Annotated in this window: 23 protein-coding genes and 1 pseudogene; 14 read left to right on the top strand and 10 right to left on the bottom strand. The window is 66.6% G+C overall.

Annotation, left to right across the window (positions count from 1 at the left end):
• Positions 1–1964: primosomal protein N' (locus GPT33_RS04195; RefSeq protein ID WP_296806078.1), on the bottom strand; the 1964-nt coding region annotated here is incomplete at its 3' end.
• Positions 1965–2324: 360 nt separating this feature from the next.
• The gene (locus GPT33_RS04200; protein WP_296806079.1) at positions 2325–3695 is read right to left on the bottom strand and encodes a sigma-54 dependent transcriptional regulator; all 1371 of its coding nucleotides are present in this window, start codon (positions 3693–3695) and stop codon (positions 2325–2327) included.
• 342 nt (positions 3696–4037) lie between these two features.
• On the opposite strand from GPT33_RS04200, the gene GPT33_RS04205 reads away from it, so the two are divergent.
• Positions 4038–4754, top strand: a complete 717-nt coding sequence (locus GPT33_RS04205; protein WP_296806080.1) for a DUF3379 family protein — start codon at positions 4038–4040, stop codon at positions 4752–4754.
• Positions 4755–4913: 159 nt separating this feature from the next.
• Here GPT33_RS04205 and GPT33_RS04210 read toward each other — a convergent pair whose 3' ends face one another.
• A complete protein-coding gene (locus GPT33_RS04210; protein ID WP_296806081.1) occupies positions 4914–5093 on the bottom strand; it encodes a hypothetical protein in 180 nt (59 codons plus the stop codon).
• A gap of 47 nt (positions 5094–5140) precedes the next feature.
• Here GPT33_RS04210 and GPT33_RS04215 point away from each other — a divergent pair, with 47 nt between their 5' ends.
• The 3 genes from GPT33_RS04215 to GPT33_RS04225 are packed head-to-tail and all read left to right on the top strand — an operon-like array spanning position 5141 to position 7560.
• A complete protein-coding gene (locus tag GPT33_RS04215; RefSeq protein WP_296806082.1) occupies positions 5141–5917 on the top strand; it encodes a carboxymuconolactone decarboxylase family protein in 777 nt (258 codons plus the stop codon).
• Entirely contained in the window at positions 5914–6897 is a 984-nt protein-coding gene (locus GPT33_RS04220; RefSeq protein ID WP_296806083.1) for a VTT domain-containing protein, read from the top strand. Before GPT33_RS04215 ends, GPT33_RS04220 begins: the two co-directional genes overlap by 4 nt.
• Positions 6898–6906: 9 nt before the next feature.
• Positions 6907–7560, top strand: a complete 654-nt coding sequence (locus GPT33_RS04225) for a hypothetical protein (protein ID WP_296806084.1) — start codon at positions 6907–6909, stop codon at positions 7558–7560.
• Between the two features lie 166 nt (positions 7561–7726).
• Here the strand turns inward: GPT33_RS04225 and GPT33_RS04230 are convergent, their stop codons facing one another.
• The 4 genes and pseudogenes from GPT33_RS04230 to GPT33_RS04245 form a co-directional block, all read right to left on the bottom strand.
• Complete coding sequence (locus GPT33_RS04230) at positions 7727–8629, bottom strand: alpha/beta hydrolase (protein ID WP_296806085.1); 903 nt, start codon at positions 8627–8629, stop codon at positions 7727–7729.
• 40 nt (positions 8630–8669) lie between these two features.
• Positions 8670–9842: an aminotransferase class I/II-fold pyridoxal phosphate-dependent enzyme gene (locus GPT33_RS04235; RefSeq protein WP_296806086.1), complete on the bottom strand. Its 1173-nt coding sequence runs from the start codon at positions 9840–9842 to the stop codon at positions 8670–8672.
• A gap of 50 nt (positions 9843–9892) precedes the next feature.
• A pseudogene (locus GPT33_RS04240) lies at positions 9893–10009 on the bottom strand (DsrE family protein); the annotation flags it as partial.
• 142 nt (positions 10010–10151) lie between these two features.
• Complete coding sequence (locus tag GPT33_RS04245) at positions 10152–11018, bottom strand: sterol desaturase family protein (protein ID WP_296806087.1); 867 nt, start codon at positions 11016–11018, stop codon at positions 10152–10154.
• 293 nt (positions 11019–11311) lie between these two features.
• Between GPT33_RS04245 and GPT33_RS04250 the strand changes: the two genes are divergently transcribed.
• The 3 genes from GPT33_RS04250 to GPT33_RS04260 all read left to right on the top strand — a co-directional run bounded on the left by GPT33_RS04250 (position 11312) and on the right by GPT33_RS04260 (position 14853).
• Positions 11312–11440 carry a hypothetical protein gene (locus tag GPT33_RS04250; protein ID WP_296806088.1) on the top strand — a complete coding sequence of 43 codons (129 nt, stop codon included), beginning with the start codon at positions 11312–11314 and terminating at the stop codon, positions 11438–11440.
• Positions 11441–11702: 262 nt separating this feature from the next.
• Entirely contained in the window at positions 11703–12281 is a 579-nt protein-coding gene (locus GPT33_RS04255; protein ID WP_296806089.1) for a Uma2 family endonuclease, read from the top strand.
• A gap of 118 nt (positions 12282–12399) precedes the next feature.
• Positions 12400–14853, top strand: coding sequence for a DUF255 domain-containing protein (locus GPT33_RS04260; protein WP_296806090.1), 2454 nt, complete (start codon positions 12400–12402; stop codon positions 14851–14853).
• 118 nt (positions 14854–14971) lie between these two features.
• Here GPT33_RS04260 and GPT33_RS04265 read toward each other — a convergent pair whose 3' ends face one another.
• Together GPT33_RS04265 and GPT33_RS04270 are read right to left on the bottom strand one after the other, a co-directional pair.
• On the bottom strand, positions 14972–15547 hold the full coding sequence (locus tag GPT33_RS04265; protein WP_296806091.1) for a TlpA disulfide reductase family protein: 576 nt from the start codon (positions 15545–15547) through the stop codon (positions 14972–14974).
• Positions 15528–16142: a hypothetical protein gene (locus GPT33_RS04270; protein WP_296806092.1), complete on the bottom strand. Its 615-nt coding sequence runs from the start codon at positions 16140–16142 to the stop codon at positions 15528–15530. Before GPT33_RS04270 ends, GPT33_RS04265 begins: the two co-directional genes overlap by 20 nt.
• 239 nt (positions 16143–16381) lie before the next feature.
• Between GPT33_RS04270 and GPT33_RS04275 the strand changes: the two genes are divergently transcribed.
• From GPT33_RS04275 to GPT33_RS04305, 7 genes are all read left to right on the top strand, one after another.
• Positions 16382–17095, top strand: coding sequence for a metalloregulator ArsR/SmtB family transcription factor (locus GPT33_RS04275; protein ID WP_296806093.1), 714 nt, complete (start codon positions 16382–16384; stop codon positions 17093–17095).
• A 475-nt stretch (positions 17096–17570) separates the two neighbouring features.
• Positions 17571–18095 (top strand): sigma-70 family RNA polymerase sigma factor, encoded by a 525-nt coding sequence (locus tag GPT33_RS04280; protein WP_296806094.1) that lies wholly within the window; start codon positions 17571–17573, stop codon positions 18093–18095.
• The gene (locus tag GPT33_RS04285; protein WP_296806095.1) at positions 18092–18553 is read left to right on the top strand and encodes a response regulator; all 462 of its coding nucleotides are present in this window, start codon (positions 18092–18094) and stop codon (positions 18551–18553) included. The genes GPT33_RS04280 and GPT33_RS04285 overlap by 4 nt, the downstream gene beginning before the upstream one ends.
• A gap of 16 nt (positions 18554–18569) precedes the next feature.
• Positions 18570–19037 carry a DUF302 domain-containing protein gene (locus GPT33_RS04290; RefSeq protein WP_296806096.1) on the top strand — a complete coding sequence of 156 codons (468 nt, stop codon included), beginning with the start codon at positions 18570–18572 and terminating at the stop codon, positions 19035–19037.
• 75 nt (positions 19038–19112) lie between these two features.
• Positions 19113–19970 carry a DUF692 domain-containing protein gene (locus tag GPT33_RS04295; protein ID WP_296806097.1) on the top strand — a complete coding sequence of 286 codons (858 nt, stop codon included), beginning with the start codon at positions 19113–19115 and terminating at the stop codon, positions 19968–19970.
• Complete coding sequence (locus GPT33_RS04300; RefSeq protein ID WP_296806098.1) at positions 19963–20742, top strand: putative DNA-binding domain-containing protein; 780 nt, start codon at positions 19963–19965, stop codon at positions 20740–20742. The genes GPT33_RS04295 and GPT33_RS04300 overlap by 8 nt, the downstream gene beginning before the upstream one ends.
• Before the next feature lie 175 nt (positions 20743–20917).
• Positions 20918–22906: an ATP-binding protein gene (locus GPT33_RS04305; RefSeq protein ID WP_296806099.1), complete on the top strand. Its 1989-nt coding sequence runs from the start codon at positions 20918–20920 to the stop codon at positions 22904–22906.
• On the opposite strand, the gene katG is transcribed toward GPT33_RS04305, so the two are convergent.
• Positions 22903–25059 carry a catalase/peroxidase HPI gene (katG, locus tag GPT33_RS04310; protein ID WP_296806109.1) on the bottom strand — a complete coding sequence of 719 codons (2157 nt, stop codon included), beginning with the start codon at positions 25057–25059 and terminating at the stop codon, positions 22903–22905. The genes GPT33_RS04305 and katG overlap by 4 nt on opposite strands.
• Between the last annotated feature and the right edge of the window lie 437 nt (positions 25060–25496).

The following is a 25496-nucleotide window of genomic DNA, read 5'->3' on the forward strand; positions in this document are numbered from 1 at the left end:
AGATGGCTGAACGGCGGCAGCTCGGCCTCGCGTCGCTCGGCAAGGGCGGTGGTCGCGAAGCCCGTGTAACCCTCGCGCAACAGACTCTGGAGCAGCGGGTGCTCGGGGTGGCGGGTCTGGAGGACGACCCGCCCGGGACGCTCGGCGCGGCCGGCGCGTCCGGTGACCTGCACAATCAGCTGCGCGGTGCGTTCCGGTGCGCGGAAGTCGCTAGCGTAGAGCGATTGGTCGAGATCCAGGATCCCGACCAGGGTCACGCCCGGGAAGTCATGTCCTTTGGCCAGCATCTGAGTCCCGAGCAGGATCTGCACCTCGCCGCGCCGGACCTCGTCGAGGAGGCGGGCCAGCTCGCCGCGACGTCGGGTGGTGTCTCGATCGAGCCGGGCGATGCCGACGCCCGGAAACAGGGGGCGCAGCTCCTCGTCGAGTCGCTCGGTGCCGCGTCCGAGCATGCGCAGGTCCTTCCCCTTGCAGTCCGGACAGACGTCGGGCAACGGCCGCGTCCAGCCGCAGTGGTGACACCAGAGGCGTCGGCGGGCCAGATGGAGCGTGAGTCGTGCGTCGCAATGCGGGCAGTCGCCGACCCAGCCGCAGGCGTGACAGGTGAGCAACGGGGCATAGCCGCGGCGGTTCAGGAAGAGCAGCACCTGGTTGCCGGCGGCGATCTCGGTGCGCATCTCTTCGCGCAGGACGGCGGAGAGGCCGGCCTGGAGCGGTTGATTGCGGATGTCCAGCAGCGAGGTCCGCGGCGTGCAGGCCGCACCCGCGCGCTGCGGCAGGCGCAACCAGCCGTAGCGCTCGGTGTGCGCGTTGTTGAGCGTCTCGAGCGAGGGTGTCGCCGAGCCCAGCACGACCGGGCAACCGACCAGCTGGGCGCGTCGCACGGCGACATCGCGTGCCGAGTAGCGGAAGCCCTCCTGCTGCTTGAGCGAGGCGTCGTGCTCTTCGTCCACCAGGATCAGCCCGAGCCGCGGCAGGGGCACGAACACCGCCGAGCGTGTCCCGAGCACGACGCCTGCACGCCCGGATGCAGCGCGGTGCCAGGCCCGCTCACGTTCTCCTGCAGCCAGCCCGGAATGCAGCACGGCGGGCGGGTCGGGCAGACGCGAGGTCAAGCGTTCGCGCAACTGCGGGGTCAGGCCGATCTCGGGAACGATCAGAAGGGTTTGGGCGCCGCGGGCGGCGGCGGCCTCGATCAGACGGATATAGACCTCGGTCTTGCCGCTGCCGGTCACGCCGTCGAGCAGGAAGGGGCGGAACCCGCCGAGCCCGGCCGCGACGCGACGAACCGCTTCGGCCTGATCGGCATTAAGCTCCGGGCCGGGGGCGGGCTCGGGGCGGGGTGGGTGCGTGACGGGCCCCGTCGGCACGAGGCGACAGGTTTCCAGCAGACCGCGTGCACGCAGGCTGCGCAGCGTCGCGGCGCAGGGACCCAGGCATGCCGTCAGATCGGTTACCGCGATCCCCTCGGGTACGGACCTGACGAGGGCTAGAAGCTCGCGCTGTTTCGGGGCCCGCCGCAGCGTCTCGAGGTCAAGAGCCAGGCCGGCGGGTGTCGCCGAGACGCCCGAGACCTGTTCGTCCGTGATGGGTTTGGCCTGGCGCAGACGGGCGGGGAGCGCGCTGAAGAGGGCCTCGCCGATCGGCTGCCGGTAGTAGTCCGCGGCCCAGCGGATCAGGGTCAAGTCAACTGCGCTTAAGACGGGGCGTGGATCGAGGAGACGCTCGATCGGCTTCAGGCGCGCGGGATCCTGATCCGAGGTGTCGCGCAGCTCGAGCAGGATGCCCACGCGTCGACCTTGGCCGAAGGGCACCAGTACACGCTGGCCGGGTAGCGGTGGCAGCGCTTCCGAGCAGCCGTCCGATGCCGGAGCCGGCGGCAGATAATCGAAGGCGTCCATCAGCGGCGCCGCAATGGCGACACGCAGGATCGAACCGGGCTTTCTGATCGGGGCGGGCGGCACGTTGGTTGGCGCTATTTCCGAGGACGGGTTCTTGAGGACGGGCGGCAGTCGTCGATTAAACCGCGCCCGGTGCGATATGCGAAGTGTGTTGGATTGGCTTGACCGCGCCGGCTCCGATAACTGTCGGAGCCGGCGCGGTTTAAGGTATTAATAAATATTAAATTTTAAAACGCATCTCACCGAGATCGAGAACATTTCCGAAGCCAAACGCAAACTAAACATGACGCACGTCGCTCTGGACGCGGTTTAGGTCGATGCCGGGCGCGTTGGCGCCGAGTCCTGCAACGGCTCTACTCGAAGGTCGAAGACGATCTCCGATCTCCCGGCTCGCCCGACACCCGCACCTCGCCCCCGCCTCGGCTAGGGCATCCGCAGCCTATACTTCTCGATCTTGCGATCCAACGCCGGGCGGGAGATACCGAGGATCTCGCAGGTCTTGCCCTTGTGTCCGCCGGTGTGGTCCAAGACCCGTTGGACGTGCTCGGCCTCCACCGCATCCAGCGTTCGCAGCACCTGGCTCTCGGGGGGCGTGCCCGACACACCGGTCTCGAACGCGCCTGGAGCGGTCGTGGGTTCAGCGTCGAGCGCGAGCAGATCGGCCGTGATCAGACCCGTGCGCGCCTGCACCATGGCTTGCGTCAAGCGGTTTTCGAGCTCCCGCACGTTGCCGGGCCAGTCGTGGCGGCACAGTTGCGTCAAGGCCGTCTCGGCGATGCGCGGTCGCGCTTGGCCCAGACGCTCGGCGATGCGCGTGAGCAGACCTTCGACCAGCAGCGGGATGTCCTCGCGCCGTTCGCGCAGCGGCGGCATCTGAATCTGAATGACCTTGAGCCGATAGGCCAGGTCTTCGCGAAAGCGCCCGGCCGCGGCCTCGGCCATGAGATCCCGGTTGGTCGCGGCGACCACGCGGGCGTCGGTCGCGATCGTCTCGGTGCCGCCGACGCGTTGGAAGACACGCTCCTGCAGGGCGCGCAGCAGCTTGGCCTGCAGCGTCGGGGCGAGCTCGCCGATCTCGTCGAGAAACAGGGTCCCCGCGCTCGCCAGCTCGAACTTACCGAGCTTGCGCGACTGTGCACCGGTGAAGGACCCCTTCTCATGCCCGAACAGCTCGCTCTCGAGCAGGGTCTCGACGATGGCCGCGCAGTTGACGGCCACGAAGGGGCCGGTTCGACCGCTGTGCTGGTGGATCAGGCGCGCCACCACCTCTTTGCCGGTGCCGGATTCGCCGCTGATGAGCACGGTGGCGGAGCTGCGGGCGCTCAAGGCAATGCTTTTGCTCACCGCCAGCATGGCATCGCTGCGCCCGATCAGGTCGCGCGCCGCACCCGGACCGGCCTCCAGGCGCGCCGGCGCCTGCTCGGCGGCCTTGCGTTGGCGCAGCAACCGCTCGACCGTCTGCTGCAGCTCGGCGATCTTGATCGGCTTGTGCACGAAGTCCGCGGCACCGCGCTGGATCGCCTCGATCGCCAGCTCCAGGTCGTGCTGGCCGGTCATCATGACCAGGGGCAAATCCGGGTCGGCCTTCAGCAACGAGGCGATCAGATCGCTCCCCTGCCCGTCCGGCAGCTGTTGGTCCAACAGCACCAGGTCGACAGGCGCCGCCTGCACGCGCTCAAGGCCCGAGCGACAGGACTGCGCGACCTCGACCGCGAAGCCGGCATCCTCGAAATGCATCGCCAGCATCTGGCCCAAGGCCGGATCGTCTTCGATGATGAGCAGTTGTCGGGGCATCGCGGTCGAGGGCCGTTTCCGGGGTGAAGGTCAGGGTACGGTCGCGTGCACCGGCGTGCAAGAGATCGCCTGCGTGCCGGGTCTTGTGGAGATAGGACGGCCCGATGTACCTGAATAGGCGTCGGTCGCCAGGCATCTTAAACCGCGTCCAGAGCGACATGCGTCATTTTCATGTTGCGTTCAGCTTCGGAGATGTCCTCGATCTCGGTGAGACGCGGTTTAAAGCTTATTATTTTTAGTCCTTTAAACCGCGCCCGCTCAGGTGGTCATCACATCTGCCGCGGCCGATCCCATCCACAAACATCGCATACCGCACTCGGCGCGGTTTAAAGAGCACGATCGATGAACTGCCGAAATTTCCGTCGTCGACTCCTGGTCGACCCCGCGCGCGAGGAGGCCGAGGATGCTCGACATGCGGCCCGCTGCCCGGCCTGCGCGGCCGAGCGCGCACGTGCACGCGCGTTCGACGAAACGCTGCGCACCCTGTTGGCCGAAGAGGTCGAGACGTACCCGGTACCACCCGCCGGGCGTTCCGAGCGGCCACGACGGCTCCGCAGGATTCCCCCAGCGCTCGCCGCAACCGCGCTGCTCGCGTTCGGCCTGATCGCTTGGCTCGGCGACAACCTGCAGCCGGGTTGGCCGACAGCGCCGTCGCACGCCCCGTTGGCCACCGCGGTTTTGGACCATATCGCCGCCGAGCCGGCCGCGCTGAAGACCGGTGGCGCGGTTCCGAAGCCGACCGTGACACTGTTGCTCGTCTCCCTCGGCCTACGCCTCGATCCGCAGGCCCTCGGCACCGGTTTGGAACCGGTGCGCTACGCGGCGCGGTGTCGCATCGCCAACCACGACGGCCTGCATCTGGTGCTCACCGGAGCGGCCGGGCCCGTCACCCTCTTGCTCATGCCGAAGACGCCGCTCGGGCGCGGCGCGCCGATCCGATCGGAAGACTTCAAGGGGCTGCTGATCCCGGCCGGGCGCGGGAGTCTCGCGATCGTCGGCACGCCCGACGAGCCCGTCACGCCCATCGCCCGGAGGATCCAACGCGAGCTCGTCTGGTGATTGCCCGCGTCGCCTTGAGCTGTTGCTCGAGCGGTCCGTCAAGTGTCGGAAATAAGCTGAGCACCGAATCCAATCGTTGTCGTTGTCGTAATCGAGAACAGCAACCCGGGCAAAGGAAGTCTCTCGTCGAGTCGTTTCACACAATTTTCGAATCGTTCCTTAGGGCCTCGGAAGCGCTTCAACAGCGGCGAGGATGTCGGCCGGCTCGACCCGCCGGCGGTAGTCCACGTCGGCAAATACCGCTCGGACGATGCCCGCCCGATCAATCACGAATGTCGCCGGAACCGGCAGCACGTAGCGGCCTTCGCCGTTGTAGTCGGCCAGGTCGAGCGACAACACCTTTTGATAGATCTCGCTCAGATCCGCCGGGACCTCGAAGGCACCGCATGACCGACTTCCCGAATCACGACCGTCACAGCGCACCCGCCGCCGCACTGCCCTCGTTCGACGCCGCCGAGCGCAACTTCGGCATGATCCCCAACCTGGCCCGCAAGATGGCGAGCGCCCCGGCCCTGCTGGAGGCGTATCTGCAGGTGGGCGCACTCTTCGACACCACCTCGCTGACCCCGCAGGAGCGCCAAGTCGTTCTGCTCACGGTCAGCCGCGAGAACGGCTGCGGCTATTGCATGGGCGCCCACAGCGTGCTGGCGGACATGAGCAAGGTCCCCGAGGCGGTCACCGCCGCGATTCGCGAGGACGGGCCCATACCGGACCTGCGACTCGCTGCATTGAATCGCTTCACACGGGTCCTGGTCGAACAGCGCGGTTGGGTGCCCGAGGAGGAACTACGGGCCTTTCTCGACGCCGGCTTCGACCGGCAACAGGTCCTGGAGGTGGTGCTCGGTGCAGAACAACGGGCGCCGAGACTGCTCGGCAAAGGCCTTGAGCCAAGCCAACCGGTCACGGCGCGCTCGTTCATCGGCTCGACCGAATCTGTCCTGTGCGGAATCGTATCTTGCCGTCGCGGGCGACCGGTCCATAAAATATTCAACCATAAGGTTGATCATCCTCGTGGAATCTGCCAGCATCTCCGCCGACCTGCAGATTGTCCGAACCGCTGCAGGCGGCTTTCGCCATTCGGATTCGCAAGGAGATGGCGCGCGGCAGGACGCCGCTTGAACAAACCGTTTCGTTCCCCGAGCCGACGCCGGAGGCCGCCATGAATCGTACGCTTCTCCGCACCCTAGGCGCCCTGCTGCTGGTCGGTGCGGTGACTACCGCCCTGCTCTACCGCGAGCATCTCGACGTCGCGGCACTGGAGGCATGGGTCAGCGGCGCGGGTGCCGCAGCACCGCTGATCTTCATCGGGATCTATGCGCTGGCCACGGTACTCTTCCTGCCCGGCGCGGTGCTCACCCTGGCCGGCGGAGCCCTGTTCGGCCCGCTCTGGGGCACGCTCTACAACCTGGTCGGGGCCACGCTCGGCGCCGCGCTGGCCTTCCTCATTGCCCGCCATCTCGCCGGGGACTGGGTGCAGGCGCGCGCCAAGGGTCTGCTCGCGCGCCTGATCCAAGGGGTGGAGGCCGAGGGCTGGCGCTTCGTCGCCTTCACCCGGCTGGTGCCGCTGTTCCCGTTCAATCTGCTCAACTACGCACTGGGTCTGACCCGCATCCGCTTCGTGCCTTACCTGCTGGCGACCCTGGTGTTCATGCTGCCTGGCGCCTTGGCCTATACCTATTTGGGCTTCGCCGGTCGCGAGGCGATCGCCGGCGAGGGTCTGATCCGCAACGGCCTGATCGCACTGGCGCTGCTCGCCGCGGTGGCCTTCCTACCGAGGCTGGTCGCACGGCTGCGTCAGCGTCCGATGCTGCCGATAGAGGGGCTCAAGCGTCGCCTCGAGGCCAAGGACGGGGATATCCTGGTGCTCGACGTGCGCACGCCCGAGGACTTCGTCGGCGAGCAAGGCCATATCGCCGGGGCGCTCAACATCCCGCTGGAGAGCCTGCTCGAGCGGATCGAAGAGCTCGGATCGGACCTCGAGCGGCCGATTGCGCTGGTCTGCCGCACCGACCGCCGCTCGGCCAAGGCTGCGGCCCTGCTCGCCGGCCGCGGCTTCGGCAAGGTACAGGTGGTCCGAGGCGGCATGACCGCCTGGCTGGCCAACGGCTGGCCGGTCGAACAGGCACATCCCCGGGCCGAGTAAACCACATTCGTGGACCTGCACTTGCCTGCCCGGATCGTCATCGCGGAAAGCACGACGGTCAGTACAAGCGATGACGAACCGAACACTGCAGCAGACCACTGGCGCGACTGGGCGGACACTTGGACGTTGGGGCTGATCATGGCAACCGACTCGACTACCGACGCCGAGCATCCCGGCGACATGCCCGATGCAGCGACAGAAGGCCTATGGCCTTCCGCCGACTACCATCGCCAGGTCGAGCATCTGCGCAGCGCCATCGGGGAGACGATCTACCTGGTGGAAGTGGTCGAGAGCCCCATTCAGCTCAGCGTCCATCTCAGCGGAACACCTTACGTCCTACTCGGGCTCATCGACTTCCCACGCCCGGATCCGGCCCGAGGGCTGGCCCCGCACCTGATCCTGCTCGACGATGGGCGCGGTCTGAATCTGGGGCGTATCGCCCGCATCAGTCGCCGCCCCTTCGATCCCGCACCGGACGATCTGCTCTACCTCGACCTAGCGACGAGCCAACACCTCCTCTTCAGCGAGCGCCGCCTGTCACGCGACTTTCTCGCCCGGCACACGCGGCTGGCACTCGCGCATTGTCTCGGCTATCCAGTCATCGAGCCGACCCGGGACCTAACGGGACCCGGTATCGAAGAGACCACGAAGGATGAGCCGTGATGGGCGCGATCGGGTCCAAGCGTCCTGACCTGTGCGACGGTGGAATCCATAACCCGTTGGCGCTTGCGCGCAATCGCAAGGCGTGACTCCAGCCAAACCTTCGGGTCGCGCGGAGCGCCACGGGGCATGCGTGACACCGCGGAGCGGGTGTCACGCGTCCCTTACCTCACTCGTCCTCGAGCAGCGTCTGCACTTCGTCGGCGATCTCCTCCGCGTAGAGATCGCGGAAGAAGTGATCGGCGCCGTCGAGCACGATCAGGTTGACGCGCTCGCCGTCCGCCATGGGTTGCACCGCCTCGACCAGTCCTTCGATGACATCGTCTTCACTGCCGGCCACCACGAGAACCGGCGCCTTGATGTCGGGGATCAGACTCGGGGTATCCATGCGGGGATCGGGCGCGTGATAGGACAGGAAGGCCGCAGCGGTCGCCGAGGTCTCCGCGCAATAGATAAAGTCCACCGGCTCGAGCATCTCGGCGCCGCGCCCTTCCGAATCGAGCAGACGCGCCCGCTCGATCTGGGGCTCCAGCGCCTTGCCGAAGCGCTTGTCGTAATCCTGCACCGCGGCGGTTTCGCTCCAGGTCTGCGGGGCGATCAGGATCACGGCGTCGAGCGGGGCGTCCGGGTGCTCGGCCGCGAAACGGGCCGACTGATTGCCGCCGCGCGAATGTCCCAACAGGGCCACCTCTTCCACGCCTTGACTCTTCAGCCAGCCAAGCCAAGCGCCGATCTCGCCGACCGCGTCGGTGTGCAGGTGGGTATGGGGCACGGCGCAGTCATACATGCCGCTGCGGTTGTCGAGACCGAGACTCAGGGTCATGGAGAGCGAGCTGATTCCGCGTTCCTGCAAGGCCGATTGCAGGGTCTGCATGATCTCCATGCCGCCGTGGGCCAGTGTGCCGTGGGTCATGAGGACCACCGGGCCCTGTTGCCAATCGGCGCCGCTCGTCTCCAGGTTGGCGTTCAGGACGAGGCCTCGGTCGGTCAGGGTGACCTCTTCGGCAGCAGCGGTCCCGGCCGCAAACGCCATGGCGAGCGCGAGTCCGGCGCTTTGAATGCGATGGTTCATGCGTTGGTCTCCGTGGGGTTGATGAATCGGTTGGGTCGGGTCAGCCGAGCGCTTGGTGCAGATCGGCGATCAGGTCCTCGGCGTCCTCCAATCCGATGGAGAGTCGCAGCATCGCGTCTGAAATGCCACGTCTGGCGCGCTCCTCGGGCCTCAGTCCATGATGGGTCGTGGTGCAGGGTTGCGTCACCAGGCTCTCGACCCCGCCGAGGCTGGGGGCGAGCGCGAACAGCTCGAGGCGATCGGCCACCGCGGTGGCCGCCGCGCCGTCGCCGGCGATCTCGATGGTCAGCATCCCCCCGAATCCGCTCATCTGCCGCGCCGCGAGGGCATGGCCGGGACAGGACGCAAGGCCCGGAAAGAGGACGCGGGCGACCCGCGGATGAGCCTCCATCGCCCTGGCGACAACCAGGGCGGATGCCGACTGTTGCTTCACCCGCACCACCAGGCTGCGCAGACTGCGCGCCAGCAGGGCGGCCGTCTCGGGTGCGGGCATCTGTCCGAGGTTCTTGCGCCAGTTCCATACGGGATCCAACAGGGCCCGAGCGCCCATCAGGGCACCGGCGGTCAGATCGCTGTGTCCGCCCAGATATTTGGTCGCGCTGTGCACGACCAAATCGGCGCCGAGCGCCAGCGGCTGCTGATTGACCGGCGAGGCGAAGGTGTTGTCGACGACGAGCAGAGCGCCCCGGGAATGGACCTGCTCGGCCAAGGCGGCGATGTCGAAGACCTCCAGGGCCGGGTTGGTGGGCGTTTCGAGGAAGACCAGACGGGCGCCCTCGGCGAGGAGTCCGTCGAGCTGCTCGAGCTCATGGCCGAGCAGGAGATGGGTCGGGATGCCGAGCAGCGGCAGTTGCTGACCGATCAGCTCCAGGGTGCCGCCGTAGGCATCCCCGATACAGACGATGCCCTCGCGCCCGTGAGCGAAGAAGAGTGCGGACTCCGCCGCCATGCCGGATGAAAAGGCCAACGCGGCCTCGGCCCCCTCCAAGGCCGCCAGCTTCTCCTCCAAGGCGAGGATGCTGGGGTTCAGCCCGTAGCGCGTATAGAGGCTTCCGGCAACGCGTCCCTCGACCACATCGAGCAGTGCGGCGGTCGAGGGAAAGGCGAAGGTCGTGGTGGTATAGATCGGCGTGTGGGGGCTGCCGTGCGGATCGGTGCGCTCGCCGGCATGGACGCAGCGGGTGGCCAGGCTGATCTGGGTGGGTTCGGACATGGGCTCTCTCGTTGGGGTGTCGGGATCGGTCGAGGCGCGGCATCGGCCATGAGAAAGACGGTGACATGGGCGTCCTTCCCGGCGAGTGACTTGGCGAGGCGCAAGCCGTTGAAGCTGCGCTCGGTGCCGTAGGGCGGATCGTTGAGGATAAACAGAACCTCGGACATGGGTTACTCCTGTCGCGACGTTGCGGTGTCCGGGCAGACGGGTGTCTGCGCGGGCGATGGATGGTTCCGGAGCCGGATACGGCGGGAGGGCGAGTGCCGCGTCGGGTCCGAGCGCGATCGAACCGGCTTGCGACCGTTCTGCTCAGGGCCGCGTATCCGGCGGTGAATCCTCCCAGCGCCGCCGATTGATCGCATAGTCGGTCACCTGTCCGATGAAGGGCAGCACCAGCATCCCGTCGAGCCGATCGACCCGGCGCGGATCGCGGTGGTCGCGAATCCCGATGGTCATGCCCTCGTGCCCGGCCCGCGGCTGGTCACGGTAGGTGCCGAGCAGGCGATCCCACCAGGACAAGTTGAAGCCGAAATTGGAGTTGGTCTCGTCGTCCTCGATCGAGTGATGGACGCGATGCATGTCGGGTGTCACCACGAACCAACGCAAGACGCGGTCGACACCGAGCGGAAGACGCACGTTGGCATGGTTGAACATGGCCATGCCGTTGAGGATCACCTCGAAGAGGATGACGGCCACCACCGGCGGGCCGAGTGCGGCGATGGCCGCGAACTTGATCAGCATCGACAGCACGATCTCGATCGGGTGAAAGCGCGCGCCGGTGGTCAGGTCGTAGTCCAGGTCGGCGTGATGGACCCGATGCAGCCGCCACAGCGCGGGCACGGCATGGAACAGCACGTGCTGCACCCAGACGACGAAGTCGAGCACGACCACGGCGAGGAGCACCGCCAGCCAGCCCGGTATGTCGATCGCATTGAGCAACCCCCAGCCCTGCGCACTCGTAAACACGGCCATTCCGACCGCGGCGGCCGGAAACAGGATGCGCAGCACGACCGTGTTCAAGACGACCAGTCCGAGGTTGCTGGTCCAGCGTTGCAGTCGGGTCAAGGCCCGGGCGCGGCGCGGGGCGCGAACCTCCCAGATCGCCATGAGCGCGAAGATGCCGAAGAAGAACGCGAGACGGATCGTCGCCTCGTGGGTCTGGATAAAGCTGTCCAAGGGGTGTGCCTCCGACTGCCGGGATGGCTTGGTGAGATTGATACTGGCAGATCGGCGGCCCACTATCAACCGATACGTTGAATGTTTTTTCGCCTACAGATTCAGCGGGATTTTCCGGTCTCGGGATCAATCTCGGCGGCACGTTCGTGTGTCGCTCGCCGGCGATCGAGGTCGAGACCGATGAAGGCCGCGTATTGCTTCGCAGGCCCGAGCCTTGAAGCATCTGAACCACCGAGTGCTAAGCTGGATACTGTCATCAAGACCCTCACCAGCCGATTTGCGAGCAACACCTGATGGAAGCACAACGCACCATCGACGACCTGCTGGCCTGGCGCGGCGACGAGCACGTCGAGCTGATCGACGGCGAGATCGTGCAGCGTCGCACCCGAGGACCGGGCGCTGATCGCCTATGCCCTGGATGACGGCGGATACCGAGCCGTGTTCACGGCCGAAGGCCCGGACGAGACCTCGGCCAAGATTCGCATCCCGCCGTTCGAAGCGATCGAGATCGACTTGGGCCTCCTGTTCGGCGACCCGGAATAAAGCGGCAACCTCTGCTTCGATTCCGGTTTTAACCTCAACCCATTGGAAGCCGTCCGCGTCCGTGGCACGCATCAAGTCGAGCGCTGCCGGGTCTATAATCGGGCCAGCACCATCCGCCGCAACGATTCACAGGAGGCCGTGATGTCCGCTGCTCCCCAACCACGTCTTTCGTTCGACGACTGGCTCGCCATCGAGCGGACTGCGACCGACCAACGCAGCGAATACCTTGCCGGCGAGGTCTTTGCGATGGCCGGCGGCACCGAGGAGCACAATCTCATCGTTGCCAACATGGTCCGCGAGCTCGGCAACCAGCTCAAGAATAGACCCTGCCGCGTCTACCCGAGCGACATGAAGGTCCATATCGCCGCCGACGACGTAGGCGCCTACCCGGACGTGATGGTGATCTGCGGCGAGCGTCGGTTCCACGACGGCCGGCGCGACGTCGTCACCAATCCGGTCATGATCGTCGAGGTCTTGTCCGACTCCACCGAGGCATTCGATCGCGGCGACAAGTTCCGACACTATCGAAACCTCCAAAGCCTGCAGGCCTACCTGCTGCTGTCGCAATATCGGATGCAGGCGGAGCTGTTCCTCCGCCAGCCGGACGGGACATGGAGTCTGAGCAGCTACCAGGATCCGTCGGAAACGATTCCGCTACGCATCGTCGAGGCCGAGCTGTCCCTGGCCGAGGTCTACGATAAGGTCGAGCTGTCGCGGTAGCCGTCACTGAATGCGTGGAGCTGCAATGCTGCCTTGCCGTGAACGGTCGGCATCGAGCCATTTCCGGCGGCGACTTGGCGATTAGACATTCAGCGTACCTTTACGCCGAGGCACACCCATGAACCGCCTGCTCGTCGGTCTTGCCCTGCTGCTCTACCTCACCACGGCGGCGGTTGTCGGCTTCGGTGCCGAGGTCCACGACCGCGCGCATGCACCAGCAGACACCTCGACAACCTACCCGCCCGAGCTGCAACGCCGGCTGACGGCGGCGCTCGCGGCCAAGGGACCGGACTATCGCCCGCGCACCGAGCACCTGCTCCCCGATGGCCGGCCTCGCTACACCAACCGCCTGATCCTGGAGGATTCGCCCTATCTGATCCAGCACGCCCACAATCCGGTGGACTGGTATGCCTGGGGGCCGGAGGCGTTCGAGCGCGCCCACCGCGAGAACAAGCCGGTGTTCCTCTCCATCGGTTACTCGACCTGCCACTGGTGCCATGTGATGGAGCGCGAGAGCTTCGAGGACCGCGCCATCGCTGAGCTTCTGAACACGCATTTCGTGGCGATCAAGGTCGATCGGGAAGTCCGCCCCGACATCGACCAGGTGTACATGACCGCCGTGCAACTGCTCACCGGCAGCGGCGGTTGGCCCATGTCGAGCATCCTCACACCCCAAGGCGAGACCGTCGTCGCCGGGACCTACTTCCCGCCCGACGAATTCAGCTCGCTGCTGCAACGCGCCAACGCCCTTTGGCAAGAGCAGCCGGAGCAGATGCGCGCCCGGGCGGCCGAGATCGCCCGCGCCGTTGCCGAGGCCCTCGCCGCCGAAGCACAAGCCGCCGAGCTCGGAGACCGGATCGTCGACCAGGCCGTCGCGAGTCTGCTTGAGCAGCATGACGAGCTGCAAGGCGGGTTTGGCGATGCTCCCAAGTTCCCGCAGCAGCCGCGGCTCGCGCTGTTGCTCGATCAGGCGCTGCGCCGGGACGATCAAGCCGCGCTGACGGCGGCCGTCTTCACGCTGCAGAGCATGGCGCGCGGCGGCATTCACGATCAAGTCGGCGGCGGCTTTCATCGCTACGCGATCGACAACGACTGGCTGGTGCCCCACTTCGAGAAGATGCTCCACGACCAGGCGCAGCTCGCGCGCCTGTATCTGACCGGCTGGCGTCTGACCGGCGACCCGGCGCTGGCGCGTGTTGCCCGGCGCACGCTGGACTTCGTGCTGCGCGATCTGACCTCCCCGGCGGGCGGTTTCTACTCCGCCACCGACGCCGACAGCGAGGGCGAAGAAGGGCTGTTCTTCCTCTGGACGCCCGCGGAGCTGAGGTCCGCGCTGTCGCCCGAGGACGCCGAGCTCGCCATCGCCCTCTACGGGGTGACCGAATCGGGCAACTTCGAGGGGCGGAACATCCTGCATCTGCCGATCGCGCCGGTGAAGTTCGCCGCCGCCCGCGGCTTGACCCCGGCAGCGTTGTTGAAGCGCTTGGACGCCATCAATCAGCGCCTCTACCGGCACCGCGAAGGGCGCCCGCATCCGCATCGCGACGAGAAGATTCTGACCGCTTGGAACGGCATGATGATCACCGCCCTCGCCGAGGCCGCCGATGCCTTGGACGAGCCGCGCTACCTGACGGCTGCCCAACGCGCCGCGGAGCTGCTTTGGAGCGAGCTGCGAACGGCGCCGGGTCGGATCAATCGCGTCTATCTCGACGGACGCGCCGCGCAACCCGGACTGCTCGAGGACTACGCCTTTCTCGGACAGGCCATGATTGCGCTCTTTGACGCCACCGGCGAGCAGCGCTGGTTGACGCGGGCCCGCGAGATGGCCGATGCGCTTTGGGAGCGCTTTGCCGATCACGACGAAGGCGGTCTGTTCATGGGCGAGCCCGCCGAAGCGACGCTGCTGATGACGCGGCCGAAGGACGTCACCGACGGTGTCATGCCGTCCGCCACCTCGGCGGCACTGCAGCTTCTGGCGGAGCTGGCCCGGCGCACCGATGAGCTCGCTTACGAGCGGCACGCGACGGGACTGTTGGCGAGCACATCGGGCCTGATCGCGCGGGTCCCGAGCGCCTTCCCGTCGTTGCTGACGGCGCTGAGCCTGATGCGCGACGGCGACACTGGGCGCGTGCAATACGCGGCGCTCGGCGCCGTACGCGCCGACGCCCACGTCAACGCCGAGACCGGAAAGGGCGACGACGGCAGCGCAAACCTGGTGATCGAGCTGACCATGCGACCGGGCTGGCACATCAATGCCCATCGACCGCTGCAGGACGCGCTCATCGGGACGACCCTGCGCATGCGCGGGGACAGTGCGGACTGGCAGATGGCGGCGCCGGCCTACCCGAACGCGGAGGTCCTCCGACTCGGCTTCCAGCGCGAGCCGCTGGCGGTCTACCAAGGCCGGGTCCAGATCGACGCGACGCTTGAGCCAAACCCGCAACAGCGGGCCGATACCACCGAGGATCCAAGCGCGTGGCTACCCTTCGAGCTGCGTCTGCAAGCCTGCAACGACGCCATCTGCCTGGCCCCGGAGACCCTGGTCCTGCAGGTCCCGCTGCCTGCCCGCTGAATCAGCCGCTTCGGCAAGGACCGAGGTTTTCGTTTTTCCAATCCCCGCTCCCGCAAAGCCTCAAGCGAACCACGGTTACCTTGTCGGTCGTCGAACCGAGGGTCGTCGCGGGACGCCGTCAAGGCTTCGGCAGAAACGGCAGCAACTGCTCCACGGCCGCCGCGTCGTCGAACTCGGTCCCGCCGACGGCACGGATGATCACCCGGCCCTCCGGGTCGACCACGAAACTGGTGGGGAGGCCCTTCACGCTCCAGTCCTGCGCGGCGCGCGAATCGGTGTCGAGCAGGAGCGGAAAGGTCGGCGCCGGATCCAGCTGACCGGTGAAGGCGAAGACGGTGTCCATGTCCTCGCCGACGTCCACGGCGAGGATCGTCAGGCCGCGCTCCTTGAACTGCTGATACAACCGCTCCATGGACGGCATCTCGCGACGGCAAGGCGGGCACCAGGTGGCCCAGAAGTTCACCAGGACCAACCGGCCTTTGAGGTCGGCGAGATCGTGCTCGACCCCGTCGATATCCTCCAGGCGCAGCGGCGGCGCCGGCGCGGGAGCCTCGATCACCGTGAGCCGGTGGCTCAGCGGCGGCAGATCGGTAGCGCCGCCTGTGCCGGCGGCTCCGAGGGTGCCGATGCAGAGGAGCAGGGCCGGCAAAACCGACAGGCCTGCGCGAATCCGGTCAATCGGTGCAACGCACATCGTCGAGTCTCCCCTCGTAGGTTTGGTCCGCGATTCTCCAGCGGGCGATCAGATCGAAGCGACTGCCGGGCGGCAGCCCCGTGGCCATCATGCCTTGATTCCACTCCCCGGGCGCATAGGATTGCTCGGAGGGGAACTGCGCCCAGCGGAAGGCGAGACGCGCCGAATCGGGCACGCCCCGCGCCGCCCATTGCGCCAGCCAGTCGTCCAACGGCGGAAGGGACCGGACCTCCTCGCTGTGTTGGACCTCCCAGTCGGACAGGCGAAAGTCGAGCGTGCCGGGCGCCGTGTCGTTGCGCAGCACGGTCATGTAGACGCATGCCTCGGCAAAGACATCCGCATCGGCCAGGTCGAAGCCGCGAGCGACATAGAAGGCGCGGACCTGGTCGGGCAGGAGCTGGGTGAGCGAGAGGCTCACGCCTTGAGCTTGGGTTTCGTAGGTGGCTGCGCCTGTTTCGGGATCGACGCGAACGGGCTCGGCGCTGATCGTGGGACCGACAAGGACAGCAACGACGGCGGCGGCCGCCGCGGCGTAAGGGACGGACAGGCGGCAGGAATGCGTACCGTTCGGACCGTTTTGAGGGATGAATCGCACAGGCTAACGCTCTCCGTATTCGGGCCGATCGGCTCGGTGTGTCTGCTGCGCGACCCGACGGTGTACCCGGCGTCGGATCCGCCGGCGGGAGGCTCTGCGGCCGACCGAAAGAAGCTGGCGCCGCACCATCGCGGAGTCGTCCGTCGCCCCCATCGGCCGGCTGGAGCCTATACTGACCGCTCGCCGAACCTCGAACAACCCCGCCGTCGAGCCGTCATCTGCATCGGAGCACGTTGGACATGCCCAAAGCCCGCACCCCTTATCGGGCCGCCAAGCCACCTCCCGAACCGATTCCCGAAAAGGCGCCCAAGCAAGCCCTGTTCGAGCACCTGGCGCTCATCGCCCGCGGTTTCGCCAGCGCCGCACGCCTTGAGCTGCTGGATTTCCTGGCGCAGGGCGAGCGCAGCGTCGAGGATCTGGCACGGGCCGCAGGTCTCTCGATCGCCAACACCTCCAAGCATCTGCAGCAGCTCAAGGGCGCGGGTCTCGTGACCCCGAGACGCGACGGCAAACACATCTACTATGCGCTGGCCGACGAGCGGGTCCTCGATGCGATCGCCACGCTGCGCCGACTCGCCGAGACCCACCAGGAGGCCGTCGCGCAGCTGATCTCAAGCTACCTCAAACAGCGCGATGCACTGGAGCCGATTCCGGCGGACGAGCTGCTGGCGCGCGCCCGTGACGGGCTGGTGACGGTGATCGACGTGCGCCCGCCGCAGGAGTATGCCCAAGGGCATCTGGTGGGTGCACTGAACGTCCCGCTCGATCAGCTGGAGAGCCGGCTGGGCGAGCTGCCGGAGGATCGCGAGGTGGTCGCCTACTGCAGGGGTCCCTGGTGCGTCCTTTCATTCGAAGCCGTGGCACGCTTGCGCGAAGCCGGTTTTCAGGCGAGGCGACTGCAGGACGGTCTGCCCGAGTGGCGCCGGGCCGGATTGCCGGTCGACGGGGGTTGAGCGCGCATCGGCGTCATCGCCGCCGGCACGCGCGGGCGGCGATGACGATCCCCGCTCGGAACGGGTGGTTCGAAGGCATTCTCGGCCATGACCGCTGCGGTTGCGACGATCGACAGGAGTGCGAGCGGGATTCGCGACGGTTTCGTGTGAACGGACAACATGAGAGGCTCACCTCGCGGGTTTGACGGGTCTTCTCGACGGATCTCGCGGGTTCTCGGGGGATAGGACCCGCATCGGGATCGGTCTCTTTCGCGCCGCGGCGTGAGGAGCGCACCGGCGGGGGCCGTGCGTCGGGCAGATGCGACGTATCGTGACAGGAGGCGCGACGGAGCCGGGCGTCGTCACGATTCGTTACAACGCTTCGTTTAACCCGATCCCGAAGAACTCGAATAAGGCATGATTTTTCAAAGCGATAGATGCTGGCATGACAAATGGCAGTGTTTCGGCGACTCCAATCCATCGCCGGACCATCGCCATGAACACCGCACTCTCCGAAACCGCCCTGCCCAGGACAACACCCGAGACGTCCGGCTTCGCCGCGCTGGTGCAGACCTACGGGCGGGATCTGCATCGCTATGCCTACAGACTCTCCGGCAACGTCCACACCGCCGAGGATCTGGTGCAGGACACCCTGCTGCGGGCCTGGCGCTCGCTGGATAAGCTGCAGAACCGCGACGCGGTGAAGGGCTGGCTCTTCACGATCGTGCGGCGCGAGAACGCCCGCCGCTTCCAGCGCGCCCAAGGCCAGGTCTCGGACATCCCGACCGAGGAGCTCCCCGACAGCCATGTGACCTACGACACCTCCACCGAGGCCTTCGTCCTGCGTCGCGCCATCCGGGAGCTGCCCGTCGAGTATCGCGAGCCGCTCGTCCTGCAGGTGCTCCACGGCCTATCGCAGCAGGAGATCGCCGATCGACTCGGCCTGACCTCGGCCGGCGTGGGGACGCGCCTGTTTCGGGCGCGCCAAAAGCTGCGCGCCTGCTTGGGGGAACGGGGATGAGCGCCGCCGATGCCGTCGACCGATTCACCGCGTATCACGGTCGCCGGCCGCGTGTCCTGCTCGTCGAGGACGATCGCGCCTTGGGTCGGATGCTGACCTCCACCTTCGAGGAGCACGGGGTCCGCGCTCTGCTCGCACGCACCTGCACCGCGGCGCGGACAATCGCCGCCGCGGCCGGCTTTGATTTGGCCTTGGTGGATGCGGATCTCCCCGACGGCGACGGGGTGATGCTCGCCGAGGCGCTGCGTGCGGACCACCCCGCCGCTCTGGTGGCGATCTGCAGCGGCCGCCACGGCATCGGCGGGAGGGGCCATCTGCCGCCGGCCGTCGATGTGGTCTTGATCAAGCCGGTACCGATACGATTATTGTTGGATCTGATGGAGACCGTCTGCCGAACGGAACCGGACGCGGTGTCCGGGATCAGGCACACTCGGGATGCGGCGATACGCCCGCGCTAACCGGAGCACCGAACACATGCAGAAACTCGGAATTCTCGGCCTTGTCTTGATCTTGATCTCACCCGCGTCTTGGACACTCGCCGGCGATGGACCGAGCAATGGCCTGGTGGCGACAACCAGCCCGCACGGGGTCGCCGAAACCGCGGATCGTGCCGAGGCGGCGATCGCCGAGCGCGGTCTCGGGGTCTTCGCCCGCATCGACCATGCGGCCGGCGCCACCAAGGCGGGTCTGGAATTGACGCCGACCGAGCTGCTGATCTTCGGCAACCCGACGGCAGGCACGCGACTGATGCACTGCAGCGCCACGGTCGCGATCGATCTGCCGTTGAAGCTGCTGATTTGGGAAGGCGCCGACGGCGTCACGCAGGTAGCCTACAACGCGCCGGCCTGGCTCGATACCCGGCACGGCCTCGGCGCCTGTGCGACGGTCTTGGACAACATCGACAGAATGCTGGCCGAGATCGTCGCGGCGGCCGTCGAGTAGATCCCGACTGAAGGAACGTCTCCGATCGCGCGGTCTGTATCCGTATAACGATTCCAACCGGAACCCATTGACGGCATGACTCCAGAACCCTACCCCGTTCACGGCGCCGGTCTCGGTCTGCGGCGTTCTTTTTTGGGCGCCCTGGCGGAGCGGCCGCCCGAGCGGGTCGACTTCTACGAGATCGCCCCGGAAAACTGGATCGGCATGGGCGGCGTGAACGCGCGCCGCCTCCGCGCGCTGACCGAGCGCCATCCCTTTGTCTGTCACGGACTCTCGCTCTCGATCGGCGCCCCGACCCCGCTCGACCTGCACTTCGTGCGGCAGATCAAGGCGTTCCTGGACGAGCACGGGATCCGCGCCTACACCGAGCATCTGAGCTATTGCTCCGACGACGGCCACCTCTACGACCTCTTGCCCATCCCCTTCACCGAGGCGGCCGTGCACCATGTCGCCGGACGCGTCCGTCAGGTGCAGGAGATCTTGGAGCGGCGCATCGCTCTGGAGAACGTCTCCTACTACGGCGTGCCGGGGCAAGAAATGTCCGAGATCGAGTTCATCAAGGCCGTGCTGACCGAGGCCGACTGCGACCTGTTGCTCGACGTGAACAACATCCATGTCAACGCCGTCAACCACGGCTATGACCCGCGCGCCTTCCTGGCCGACCTGCCGGGGGAGCGTATCCGATACGGCCACATCGCCGGCCACTATGTGGAGGCCGAGGATCTGCGGGTCGACACACACGGCGCGGACGTCATCGACCCGGTGTGGGAGCTGCTGGATCTGGCCTACGCGCGTTTCGGGGTCTTCCCCACGCTCCTGGAGCGCGACTTCAACATCCCGCCCTTGGATGATCTGGTTCGCGAGGTCGATCGGATCAAAAAGATCCAGCAGGTCCACGCGACGCAATCGGCGCGGTGCGCGGCCGATGCCTGAGCAATCCGATGTCAACCAGCCCGATTTCTTCCAACGCCAGCGCGCCTTCGTCGCACATCTGCGCGATCCCGCAAGGATCCCCGGACCGGACGATGTCGAGGATCGCCGGATGGCGATCTATCGCAACCTGGTGTTCAACAACGTCTCGGCCTTACTCGCGGGCAACTTCCCGGTGCTGCGCCGGATCTTGTCCGATGCACGCTGGAATGACCTGATCCGGGACTTCTTCGTCCGTCATCGCGCCAAGACACCACTCTTCCTGGAGCTGGGGCAGGAGTTTCTCGACTTTCTGCAGGGCGCACGCGCCAACGATCCTCGGGATCCACCCTTTCTTCTGGAGCTGGCGCACTACGAATGGGTCGAGCTGGCGTTGCAGATCAGCGATGCGGAGCCGGACCGCACCCGCATCGATCCGTCCGGCGACCTGCTCGACGGTCGCCCGGTGCTCTCGCCGCTGGCATGGAATCTCACCTATCGCTTCCCGGTCCATCGCATCGGACCGGATCTGCAACCGGATGCGCCGCCGCCGGAACCGACCCATCTGGTGGTCTATCGCACGCCGGACGACGCCATCGCCTTCCTCGAAATCAACGCCGTGACGCAGCGACTGTTGATCCTCCTGGAAGAGGATACCCGGCAGACCGGGCGAGAGGTGCTCCGCCGCATTGCAGAGGAGCTCGGTCATCCGGATCCGGACCAGGTCATCGGCTTTGGGGCCGGATTGATGGAGGATCTACGCACGCGTGGGGTCTTGCTCGGGACAACCCGCTGAGCGAGGCGTCGGGATCCCCGCGCCGAGGCGTGGCTCGCGATCGCGCTTTTGTCCGTTCCTTCGCGTCTTAAACCGCGCCGACTCCAGCGGTCGTCAAGTCTGCCGGGGCCGATCCCATCCAAAACCATCGCATCTCGCGCCGAGCGCGGTTTAAGGTTCAACGGCCATCCTCGACATGACACTCGCACAGCGCCTCTCCAGCCTCGGCTTTCAGCTCACCGCTGGCTTCCTCGGCCTGGTCCTGCTCTTTGCCGGTGCAGGTCTCTATGCCGTCGGCGCCTTTCAGCGCCAGTTGGCCTACGACGCGCTGGTCGAGATTGCCGGGCGGCTCGAGCTCGCCGCCGAGCAGATCCACGCCCAGGCAATGAACTACAAGCAGAACGCACCGCGCGACTATCCCACCTACTACCGCGATGTCCGGCTCTACTACCGGGATCTGACGACCCACGTCGCGACCTTCGATCAGGTCGTCGACGCCTTCATGAAGGGCGACTTCAGCCATGAGGTGCCGACCCCGTTGCCCTGGATGATGCCGCGCCTGGGCAGCGGCGTGACACTCGCCATCCGGGACTTGGAGCAGGCTTGGGAGGGCTGGCGTGGCGCCCTCTTCGAGGCGATGGGCGAGGACACCGCGGAGCCCCGCCTGGAATGGGCGGCCGAGCACGTCATCGCCGAACATGCGGTCCTCGGCGATGCGACCGCGACGCTGACCCGGGCCCTGCGCGACTGGACCGCAAGCGAGTATCGCAAGGTGGTCCAGGGCGCGCTCGGTCTGGCGGTCGTCGTGGCGTTGGTCGGGGCCGGTTTACTGCTGATCCTGCGCTACCGCGTTCTCGCACCGCTGCGCCGCACCATCGCAGGCTTCCAACGCGTCGCCGACGGCGATTTCGGGCATCACACGCCGGTTGAGGGCAGCACCGAGATCCGGGAGCTGACCGGCAGCTTCAATCGCCTGTCGGTCCGGCTCGATCTACTGCATCAGCTCATTCGCCGCCTGCAGCAAGGCAGCGATCTCGACGAGCTGGTCGGGTTCTTGAGCCGCGAGTTTCGGGATCTGCTCGGGTTCGACTGGATCGGGGTGGTCTTCATCGACAATGCCCGCGCCAACGCGCATGTCGAGACCGGTTGGCTGGACGGCAGGCCGCAGCCGAGCGATCGACGGCTTTACCGCTTGCAGGGCACACTACTCGAGTCCGCGCTGGCGGAGGCCGCGCCCATCCATGTCGCCGATGCCGTCACCCGGGTGCGCGAGAATCCGGCCTACGAGTTCCTCTCTCACCTGGTCGCGCTCGGCATGCGGGACGCGATCTTCCTGCCGCTCACCGCGCAAACGCAGACACCCGTCCCGGCGGTGGTGGTGTTCGCCACCCGTCGTCCCGAGGGCTTCGATGCCGCTCGGCGGCGTCTCCTGGGCAACATCGCACAGCTCCTGACGCAAGCGTTCGGGCGCACCGCCCGCTTCGCCGAGCAAGGTCGCCTGGCCGCCATCGGAGAGTTTGCCTCGGGCATCGCCCATGAGCTGCGCACCCCGCTCACGACGGTGTCCATGGCGCTGGAGTCGCTCGCCGGACTCGCGCTGGAGGAGCGCGCGCAGCGGCGCATCGCCCTGGGCTCCGGCGAGGCCGAGCGGATGCGGCGTCTGCTCGAAGACATGCTCCTTTACGCCAAGCCGCTGAGTCTGAACCTGCAGGCGGTCGACGTCGTCTCCACACTCGCCGACTTCGTCGCGGGCTATGCGGACAGCGACCGGCTACACCCGGTCCGACTTGCGTCGCCGCCTACAAGGGCGCGCATCCTCGCCGACGAAGATCGCCTGCTGCAGATCCTCGTCAACCTGACCGACAACGCCTGTCAAGCCTCGCCCGAGGGCACCCCGGTCACCTGGCACATCGAGGAGCAAGCGCCGGAGCACCGCATCCTGCTGCGTGTGCACAACGGCGGCGAACCGATCCCTGCGCACCTGCTCGCGCGTCTGACCGAGCCCTTCTTCAGCACCAAGCCCAACGGAACCGGGTTGGGTCTCGCCATCGTGCGGCGCCTCGTCGAGCAGCACGGCGGCGAGATGCGCATCCATTCAGATCCAGCAACGGGCACCGAGGTCCAGCTGGCCTTTCCTGCCTTGACCGGGCCGACGCCATCCATGGCCCGAGCGACTGTCGCCTAACCCCGCTTCAGATCGAAGCGGTCGGCCGTCATCACCTTGGTCCATGCGGCGACGAAGTCTCGGACAAACTCCTCGTCTCCATCCGAGGACGCATAGACCTCAGCGATGGCACGCAGCTCGGCGTTCGATCCGAAGATCAGGTCCACCGGCGTCGCCGTCCATTTCAGCTCGCCCGTCGCTCGGTCTCGTCCCTCGTAGAGACCATCGGCTTCCGCCGCCGGTGACCAGACGGTGTTCATGTCGAGCAGGTTGACGAAGAAGTCATTGGTCAGCGGGCCGGGGTGTTCGGTGAGCACGCCATGCCGCGAGCCGCGGCTGTTGGCGCCCAGGGCGCGCATCCCGCCGACCAGTGCCGTCATCTCAGGTACCGTTAGTCCCAGCAAATCTGCACGGTCCACCAGCATCTCGCTCGGCGACATGCGGTTCCCGTCCGCATAGTAGTTGCGAAAGCCGTCGGCCGTCGGCTCGAGGGCGGCAAAGGACTCGACATCGGTTTGCTCTTGGGTTGCGTCCGTCCGCCCGGGCGTGAAGGGGACGTCCACGTCATAGCCGGCATCCTTGGCCGCCAGCTCAAGGGCCGCGGCACCGCCCAGGACAATCAGATCGGCGAGTGAGACCTGCTTGCCGCCGGATGCCCCGGTGTTGAAGGTCGTCCGGATCTCCTCCAGGATCTGCAGCGCCGTTGCCAGGCTTGCCGGATCATTGACCGGCCAGTCTTTCTGCGGCGCAAGGCGGATGCGCGCACCATCGGCGCCACCGCGCATGTCGCTTGCACGGAAGGTGGATGCCGACGCCCACGCGGTGCGCACCAGCTCACCGGTTGTCAGACCGGACGCCAGGATGCGCTTTTTGAGCTCGGCGACGTCGCTTTCATCGATAAGCGCATGGTCGAGCGCGGGCACCGGGTCCTGCCAGAGCAGCACCTCTTCGGGCACCTCATCGCCGAGATACAGGGCGCGGGGCCCCATGTCGCGATGCGTCAGCTTGAACCAGGCCTTCGCGAACGCAAGCTCGAATTCCCCCGGGTTCTCCAGGAAGCGTTTGGATATCTTGCGATAGGTTGGATCGAGCTTCAGCGCCAGGTCCGTCGTGAACATGATCGGCGCATGGCCGACGCCCTCCAGGTGTGCGTCGGGAACCGTGCCGGCGGCCGCTCCGTCCTTGGGTGTCCACTGAATGGCGCCGGCCGGGCTACGGGTCTGCAACCAGTCGTGGTCGAACAGGTTGCTCAGATAGAGCATGGTCCAGCGGGTCGGCGCAGCGGTCCACGCTCCTTCCAGGCCGCTGCCGATGGTGTCCTCGGCGTTGCCCTTGCCGCACCGGTTGGCCCAGCCCAAACCCTGTTGCTCGATCGGCGCCGCTGCGGGCTCGGCGCCCACGCACTCGCCCGGCTTGCCGGCGCCGTGGGTCTTGCCGAAGGTGTGACCGCCGGCGATCAGGGCGACGGTTTCCTCGTCGTTCATCGCCATGCGGCCAAAGGCCGTGCGGATCTGCTCGGCGGCCGCGAGCGGATCGGGATTGCCGCCCGGGCCTTCCGGATTCACATAGATCAGCCCCATCTGCGTGGCGGCGAGTGGATTCTGCAGGTTACCGTCGGCGTCGTCGCGCTCCCCGCCGAGCATGTCGGCTTCCGGACCCCAGTAGACAAGGTCGGGCTCCCAGTCGTCCGCCCGGCCACCGGCGAAGCCGAAGGTCTTGAAGCCCATGTCCTCCATCGCGACGGTGCCGGCGAGGACCATGAGGTCGGCCCAGGAGATGTTGCGGCCGTACTTTTGCTTGATCGGCCAGAGCAGGCGCCGCGCCTTGTCGAGGTTGACGTTGTCGGGCCAGCTGTTGAGCGGATCGAAGCGCTGCTGTCCGCCCCCGGCGCCGCCGCGCCCGTCTGCCACCCGGTAGGTGCCGGCACTGTGCCAGGCCATGCGGATGAACAGGGGGCCATAGTGGCCGAAATCTGCCGGCCACCAGTCTTGGGACGTCGTCATCAACACCTTGAGATCCGCCTTGACGGCCGCGAGGTCGAGGCTCTCGAAGGCCTTCGCGTAATCGAAATCCGTACCGTAGGGATTGGACGCCGGGTTGTGGTCGCGCAGGGGCTGGAGGTCGAGCTGGTCAGGCCACCAGAACGTGTTGGGCTTCGCCTTGCCGACCGCCATCACAGGTTCCGCGGCTGCGGGGGCACTAAGGAAGGCAGCGAGTACGGCCGCCGGGATCGCCTTCATGAGCATGGGTGTCATCTCCTCGTCTTTGCTGGGTTTGACTGTGGTGGGGAACACCGCTTGTCTTCCTGTTCTTGTCTTGCTGTTCTTGTCTTCCCGTCCGATTCTTCGCGCGTCGGTCTGGAGTGAGCGTCGTCGAGCAACCCCGGACTGGCTCTGCTTCGAGACCGGCGTTGCGCATTTTAACCTAGATTCGGAAGTTGACCGCTTCGTACCGCATGCAAGGATTTGACGTCGTTGGCGATCTTAGTCATCTGACGCCTCACCCACCGGGTGAAGGCCGCTACGACCCCTGGAGCACGCCCCGCGCGGCGCCCGACTGCGTTGCAACGCGTTGGCGTAGAACCACTACGACACCTCGTCGCGCCTTGCTG

It is taken from the genome of Thiocapsa sp. (assembly GCF_011390875.1).
Taxonomy (GTDB): domain Bacteria; phylum Pseudomonadota; class Gammaproteobacteria; order Chromatiales; family Chromatiaceae; genus Thiocapsa.

Coding starts and splice junctions, on each gene's coding strand:
- GPT33_RS04215 (WP_296806082.1), top strand. CDS start 5,141: ATGACCGACTTCCCGAATCACGACCGTCACAGCGCACCCGCCGCCGCA.
- GPT33_RS04305 (WP_296806099.1), top strand. CDS start 20,918: ATGACACTCGCACAGCGCCTCTCCAGCCTCGGCTTTCAGCTCACCGCT.
- katG (WP_296806109.1), bottom strand. CDS start 25,059: ATGGCGGTCGGCAAGGCGAAGCCCAACACGTTCTGGTGGCCTGACCAG.
- GPT33_RS04250 (WP_296806088.1), top strand. CDS start 11,312: ATGGAAGCACAACGCACCATCGACGACCTGCTGGCCTGGCGCGGCGAC.
- GPT33_RS04220 (WP_296806083.1), top strand. CDS start 5,914: ATGAATCGTACGCTTCTCCGCACCCTAGGCGCCCTGCTGCTGGTCGGT.
- GPT33_RS04275 (WP_296806093.1), top strand. CDS start 16,382: ATGCCCAAAGCCCGCACCCCTTATCGGGCCGCCAAGCCACCTCCCGAA.
- GPT33_RS04230 (WP_296806085.1), bottom strand. CDS start 8,629: ATGAACCATCGCATTCAAAGCGCCGGACTCGCGCTCGCCATGGCGTTT.
- GPT33_RS04260 (WP_296806090.1), top strand. CDS start 12,400: ATGAACCGCCTGCTCGTCGGTCTTGCCCTGCTGCTCTACCTCACCACG.
- GPT33_RS04300 (WP_296806098.1), top strand. CDS start 19,963: ATGCCTGAGCAATCCGATGTCAACCAGCCCGATTTCTTCCAACGCCAG.
- GPT33_RS04290 (WP_296806096.1), top strand. CDS start 18,570: ATGCAGAAACTCGGAATTCTCGGCCTTGTCTTGATCTTGATCTCACCC.
- GPT33_RS04255 (WP_296806089.1), top strand. CDS start 11,703: ATGTCCGCTGCTCCCCAACCACGTCTTTCGTTCGACGACTGGCTCGCC.
- GPT33_RS04200 (WP_296806079.1), bottom strand. CDS start 3,695: ATGCCCCGACAACTGCTCATCATCGAAGACGATCCGGCCTTGGGCCAG.
- GPT33_RS04235 (WP_296806086.1), bottom strand. CDS start 9,842: ATGTCCGAACCCACCCAGATCAGCCTGGCCACCCGCTGCGTCCATGCC.
- GPT33_RS04295 (WP_296806097.1), top strand. CDS start 19,113: ATGACTCCAGAACCCTACCCCGTTCACGGCGCCGGTCTCGGTCTGCGG.
- GPT33_RS04280 (WP_296806094.1), top strand. CDS start 17,571: ATGAACACCGCACTCTCCGAAACCGCCCTGCCCAGGACAACACCCGAG.
- GPT33_RS04285 (WP_296806095.1), top strand. CDS start 18,092: ATGAGCGCCGCCGATGCCGTCGACCGATTCACCGCGTATCACGGTCGC.
- GPT33_RS04265 (WP_296806091.1), bottom strand. CDS start 15,547: ATGTGCGTTGCACCGATTGACCGGATTCGCGCAGGCCTGTCGGTTTTG.
- GPT33_RS04205 (WP_296806080.1), top strand. CDS start 4,038: ATGAACTGCCGAAATTTCCGTCGTCGACTCCTGGTCGACCCCGCGCGC.